Below are 5,417 nucleotides of genomic sequence, written 5' to 3'. Positions count from 1 at the left end.
TGCGGGGGGGGGGGGGTGGGGCTTCTTGTCCCCCCCCCCCCCCCCCCCTTCTGCTCTTCTCTGTTCGGCGGCGCCCCGCCCCCCCCCCCCCCCCACAAAAACAATGGGCTGGAGGCCTGAAAGCGCCGACTTCAGTCAGCGCCAAGGAACAGCGCATAGAGCGCGCGCAGGGCCTCCCCGGGGTGGGCCTCGTAATCCTCCGGCACCGGCAACGGAGCGGGAGGGGGGAGGACAGGGCGTTTCTGAGCCGCGAAGCGAGCGACCACTTCCACGGCCGGTTTTCGGCTTCCATCCGGTCGCAGCAATCCGAAGTGGCGTTCATGCACCAGCCGGTCGCACGGCGGTCGATCCCACAGATCTGGATGGTAATCGCTGAAGCACCAGAGGAATGCCCCTATTGCCCCCGCCCGATAGAGGCTCTCCAGGGCTCGCTCGTAGAAGGCGGCTGTTTCCTCTTCAGAGATCAGGGTGGTTTCGAACGAGCGATCCTCCAACTGGATGTGGATCCGCTGGGTGGGCTGGCCCGGCGGGGCGGTGGGCAGTCCGAACTCCTCGAAGAGCACGGGCTTCCCGCTCAGGCTGGCGGTGAGGCGGGTCAGGAAAGGAAGGATCTGCTCATCGAGCGGGTGCCGTGCCCAGGGAGCGTAGACGGAGTAAGCGTGCATGCAAAGGAAGTCCAGCATAGGTGCGAGGGCGGGGATCCGGAACCCCAGATCCTCCTCCAGCACAGGGCTATGGAAACCGATGGTGATCGGATGAGCAGGGTCGATCTCCCGGAGGGCCTGGCTCAGGGTGGATAGCCAGTGGGCGGCTGCCTCCGGCGTGCGAGGCCGCAACACGAGATCCGGCTCGTTGCCTAAATCCCAGGCGAGCAGAGCGGGGTGATCGCGCAGCGTTTGCGCTGCCGCCTCCAGCATCCGAACCTGAGCTTCCAGAGCCAGGGGATCTTCGTAGAGATCCCGAAGGCGCCCTTTCACGACGCGCCCGCCCGCGATCAGACGGAAACGGGGATCGCTTTCCCGTTCCCCATCCAGCAGCCATGGCGGTAGCCAGTTGACGCCGCTCATGTGTCCGGTGAAAAGGGTGGCGATCACCCGTAGCCCGTGCGCATGAGCCAGATCCAGGACCTGACGGAGCCGTTCCAGCATCCGCGGGTCCACAGCGCGGGGTTCGGGCATAAAGTCTTCCCACAGAAGGAAGATGCGAACCCCATCCAGGTTCCACGAGGCGATCTCCGCCATATCGGCCTGGACCTCTTCGGGGTCGAATTGCTTCCACCAGAACATCGCTTTGGTGCGCGGCCAGTAATTCACCCCGACCAGAAAGCGTGAATCCCATGGGGTCATCGGCGTTTCCCTCCTAACGGATTAACCTCCCCGACAGAATCGCTCCACATCTTCTTTTTGAACCGTTGCCACCCCTATCACTGTATCGGCCCCACCATAATAAACATAATACGTCCCATCGATTTCCACGGCTCCACAGGTGAAAACCACGTTGGGAACCTGTCCCTCACGTTCCCATGGGGCCTCCGGGGAAAGGATCGGCTCCTCCTGGCGTCGGATCACCCGGGCGGGGTCCTCCAGGTCCAGGAGGGCGATCCCCAGCCGATACACCCGGTGATCATCCACTCCATGATAGAAGAGCAGCCAGCCCCACTCCGTCCGGATCGGTTGCGCGCCGGCCCCGATCTTCCAGGACTCCCAGGTCCCCGGACGAGGCCGCATGATCACCTGATGGTCCGTCCAGTGGATCAGGTCTTCGGAGTAGGCGAGCCAGATATCCGGTGGTCGCCGATGGAGCATCGCATACCGCCCTTTGATTTTCTCAGGGAAAAGGGCCGCGTCCTTGTTGTCTTCGTCCGGGAGAAGGATGCCATGGCGCGTCCAGGTGATGAAGTTTGTAGTAGATGCCATGGAAACCCGGACCCCCAATCCGGAATAGGCGGTGTAGAGAACGTAAAATTTGCCCTCCAGCGGTGTGATGCGAGGATCCTCCACGCCCCAAGCTTCCCAGGGGGTAGCCGGACTCAGGACCGGCTGATCCAGCCGGTAGAAGTTCAGGCCGTCGGGGCTGACCGCGTAGCCCAGGCGGGAGATCTCATCCTCGCCGATGGCCCGGTAAAGCATGTGAACCAGACCGTTGTGATAGACGACCCCCGCGTTAAAGACGTAGCGGGATTCCCACGGATGGTGGGGTATGGGCCGCAAAATGGGCTCAGGATGACGGGTGAGACGAAGCATCGTGGTGCTCCTCCTGGTTGTGTTGGGATGGGATATGGCGGGCGACCTCCCGCCGGATGGACCAGACCAGAAGCGCCAGGAAGCCCCCGCTGATCAGCAGGGCCAGGACATCCACCACGAAGGCGGGGGATCCGGGCGACAAGAAGGGAAGCGCCATTAGCGCGAGCAGGAACAGCGTCAGGCCCATGGTGAAGGCGAGACGGCTGAGGACAGGCGCCATGAGGGAATCTCCCGAGCGAAATGGCAAGCCACCTGGTGATCGGCTGGGCCTTCCAGGGCAGGTGGGATCTCTCGGCAGATCCGTTGGGCGTAAGGGCAGCGCGGATGGAAGCGACATCCCGGTGGTGGCCGGCGCGGATCCGGCGGATCGATCTCCTGAAGCGTCATCGGACGGATCGCTCGCGCGACCCGAGGGTCTGGAATGGGAATTGCGGAGAGAAGCGCCTGGAGATAAGGATGGCAGGGGTTTTCCAACACCTTGCGGAAGGCGCCCTGCTCCACGATCTGCCCCAGATACATCACAGCCAGCTGTCCTTCCTCCGCCAGGTATCGGGCGGTCGCCAGGTCGTGGGTGATGTAGAGGATGGCGATGCCCAGGCGTCGGTTCAGCTCGCGCAGCAGTTGCAAGATGGAGAGCCGCAGGGAGACATCGATCATCGAGACCGGCTCGTCCGCCACGATCAGGCGTGGCTGCACCGTAAGCGCCCGGGCCAGGAGCACGCGCTGGCGCTGACCCCCGCTTAGCTGATGTGGATATTTATCCAGGAACAGCTCTGGCGGTGTCAGCCCGACTCGTTCCAAAAGCTCGGCCGCCCGTTCCCGGGCCTCCCGTCCATTTCGGACCATCCGATGGCGAAGGAGAGGGGCCTTCAGCGATTGATAGATGGTGCGGACCGGATTCAGGGCGGCGAAGGCGTCCTGATGCACCAGCTGGACGGCCCGTCGGTATTCAAGGAAGGACCGGCGGTCCATGGTCCATAGATTCTGCCCCCGGAAAAGGACGCGTCCTTGGGTCGGCCGATAAAGGCCCGCCACCAGTTTGCCTAAGGTGGTCTTCCCGCTCCCGGTCTCCCCGACCAGCGCCAAGATCCCTCCCTCCGGGATCGTCAGCGATACCCGGGAGACTGCCTCCACCCGTTCTCGGGAGAGCCATCCCCGGCGGAAGATCAACGAGACCTCTTCCAAAGCGATCAGTGTTTGTTGCATCATACATGGCTCTCTTGACAGAGTCGAAGCGCCGCTCTATTCGTGCGGTTCCTGGACCAGGACTGTACGGGCGACCCGTTGCCAGTAATGACATGCCACCCGGCGGCCGCCGGCGTCCTCGAGCGTCGGTTCCACCCGGCGGCATGTTTCATCGGCATAGGGGCAGCGAGGATGGAAACGGCATCCCGGAGGCGGATGTCGCAGATCCGGAGGTCCGCCGGGGATCGGTCGCTTTCCGGTCAGATCTCCCCGGAGGGTCGGCACCGCCTGAAGAAGGCCCCGGGTATAGGGATGATAGGGCGCCGCGAAAAGGGCCTCGGTGGGAGCGTCTTCCACGATCTGACCGGCATACATAATCAGAACCCGGCGGGCCGTCTTCGCCACCACGGCCAGATCGTGAGTCAGGAGGAGCATCGTCAGCCCCAGCTGCTCCTGGATCTCCCGTAGGATCTCCAGGATATGGGCCTGAGTGATCACATCCAGAGCCGTGGTGGGCTCGTCCAGGATGAGAAGACGAGGGCTCATGAGCAGGCTCATGGCGATGAGCACCCGCTGGCGCATCCCCCCGCTGAGCTCGTGGGGGTAAGCCCGAAGGACTCGGGAAGGCTCCAGGCGGACCATGCGCAGGCACTGAGCCGCGCGCTCCAGGATCTCCCCGCGGGGCATCGGATGGTGGGATCGCACGGTCTCGATCATCTGCTCCGCGATGCGCATGACGGGGTTGAGGGCGTTCTGGGCTCCCTGGAAGACCATAGCGATGTCCCGCCAGCGACGCTCCCGCATTTGCGCATCGCTTAGCCGCAGGAGATCCAACGGTTCCCGCTGGCCTTCCTCCCACCAAAGCAGGCGGCCGCCGGAGATGAAGCCGGGCAAGGGAACCAGGCGGATCAGGGCTAGGGCGGTGGTGCTTTTGCCGCTTCCGCTCTCCCCAACCAGGGCGGTGAATTCCCCTCGGGCCAGGTCAAACGACACTCCATCCACCGCGTTCAAGCGCCCGTGCCGCCCCAGGTCGAAGGTTACACGAAGATCGCGAACCTGCAACAAAGGCTTCATGCGGGTGCTCGGAGACGAGGGTTCAGGATCTCATCCAGCCCGTGGGCGAAGAAGATGGCGCCCAGCTGGAAGAGGACGATGACCGCCATCGGCGCGATCACATAGTGCAGGGCGTTCGGGATATAGATCGCGCCCGTCTGAAACACGGCCAGGTTGAGCATGGTGCCCCAGTTGGTCGGGGAGAAGGGGGCCAATCCCAGGAAGATCAGCCCAACGCTGGCCGTGATGGCATCTCGCATGATCCGAATGAAGTGAATCACCACGAAGGGAGTCAGATTGGGGAACAGCTCCCACAGCAGGATGTGGGCGGTTCCCAGCCCCAGGACGCGGGCGGCTTCGATGAACTCCCGCTCTTTCAGAGAGAGGATCTGGGAGCGGACCGCGCGGGCCAGCGGCCCCCACATCCACAGGCTGATCAGCGCGGCGAACCCCAGCGGATCCCGGACCTGGAACACGGAGCCGATCAGGAGATAAACCGGCACTGCGGGCACCGTGAGCTGGATGTTGGTCAGCAACATGAGGAGAGCATCCACCATCCCTCCGGAATAGCCGGCGAGGGCGCCGATCCCCACGGCCAGGGTCGTGGTGAAAAGGGCGGTGAGGGCGGCGATCGCCAGCACATCCCGGGAGCCGTGGACGATCTGGGCCAGGACGTCCCGGCCGGCGTAATCGGTCCCCAGCGGGTGGGCCAGGGAGGGTGGGCGGAAGCGCTCGGCATATCGCATCGTGGGATCCAGGGGAATGATCTCAGGCCCGATCAGCGCCATCAGCAAGTAGCCGGTCAGGATCAGGCCCCCCACGACGGCCCGCCGGTTGCCCCGCAATGCGCTCAGGAGATCGATCAGAAATGCCTTCACCGCAATCCTCCACAGGAGTTACGCCGCTGATCTCCTCCGGGGGGTTCGAGGGGCTGCG

General features: G+C 63.9%; 6 protein-coding genes. All 6 read right to left on the bottom strand.

Going from position 1 to position 5,417, the window contains the following annotated elements:
* Positions 1–131: 131 nt before the first annotated feature.
* Genes NZM16_RS05835 through NZM16_RS05810 form a run of 6 tightly spaced genes read right to left on the bottom strand, consistent with a single transcriptional unit; the run spans position 132 to position 5,359 of the window.
* Positions 132–1,346 carry a cellulase family glycosylhydrolase gene (locus NZM16_RS05835; RefSeq protein WP_295449056.1) on the bottom strand — a complete coding sequence of 405 codons (1,215 nt, stop codon included), beginning with the start codon at positions 1,344–1,346 and terminating at the stop codon, positions 132–134.
* Positions 1,347–1,367: 21 nt separating this feature from the next.
* On the bottom strand, positions 1,368–2,243 hold the full coding sequence (locus NZM16_RS05830; protein WP_295449054.1) for a hypothetical protein: 876 nt from the start codon (positions 2,241–2,243) through the stop codon (positions 1,368–1,370).
* Positions 2,218–2,463 carry a hypothetical protein gene (locus tag NZM16_RS05825; RefSeq protein WP_295449052.1) on the bottom strand — a complete coding sequence of 82 codons (246 nt, stop codon included), beginning with the start codon at positions 2,461–2,463 and terminating at the stop codon, positions 2,218–2,220. The genes NZM16_RS05830 and NZM16_RS05825 overlap by 26 nt, the downstream gene beginning before the upstream one ends.
* Positions 2,421–3,452 carry an ABC transporter ATP-binding protein gene (locus NZM16_RS05820; RefSeq protein ID WP_295479255.1) on the bottom strand — a complete coding sequence of 344 codons (1,032 nt, stop codon included), beginning with the start codon at positions 3,450–3,452 and terminating at the stop codon, positions 2,421–2,423. Before NZM16_RS05820 ends, NZM16_RS05825 begins: the two co-directional genes overlap by 43 nt.
* Positions 3,453–3,485: 33 nt before the next feature.
* The gene (locus NZM16_RS05815; RefSeq protein WP_295479252.1) at positions 3,486–4,502 is read right to left on the bottom strand and encodes an ABC transporter ATP-binding protein; all 1,017 of its coding nucleotides are present in this window, start codon (positions 4,500–4,502) and stop codon (positions 3,486–3,488) included.
* Entirely contained in the window at positions 4,499–5,359 is an 861-nt protein-coding gene (locus NZM16_RS05810) for an ABC transporter permease (RefSeq protein ID WP_295449045.1), read from the bottom strand. The genes NZM16_RS05815 and NZM16_RS05810 overlap by 4 nt, the downstream gene beginning before the upstream one ends.
* Between the last annotated feature and the right edge of the window lie 58 nt (positions 5,360–5,417).

This window comes from Thermoflexus sp. (genome assembly GCF_025055495.1).
Classification (GTDB): domain Bacteria; phylum Chloroflexota; class Anaerolineae; order Thermoflexales; family Thermoflexaceae; genus Thermoflexus.
The sequence above is the reverse complement of the archived record's forward strand: the minus strand, read 5'-3'. Positions and strand labels throughout refer to the sequence as shown.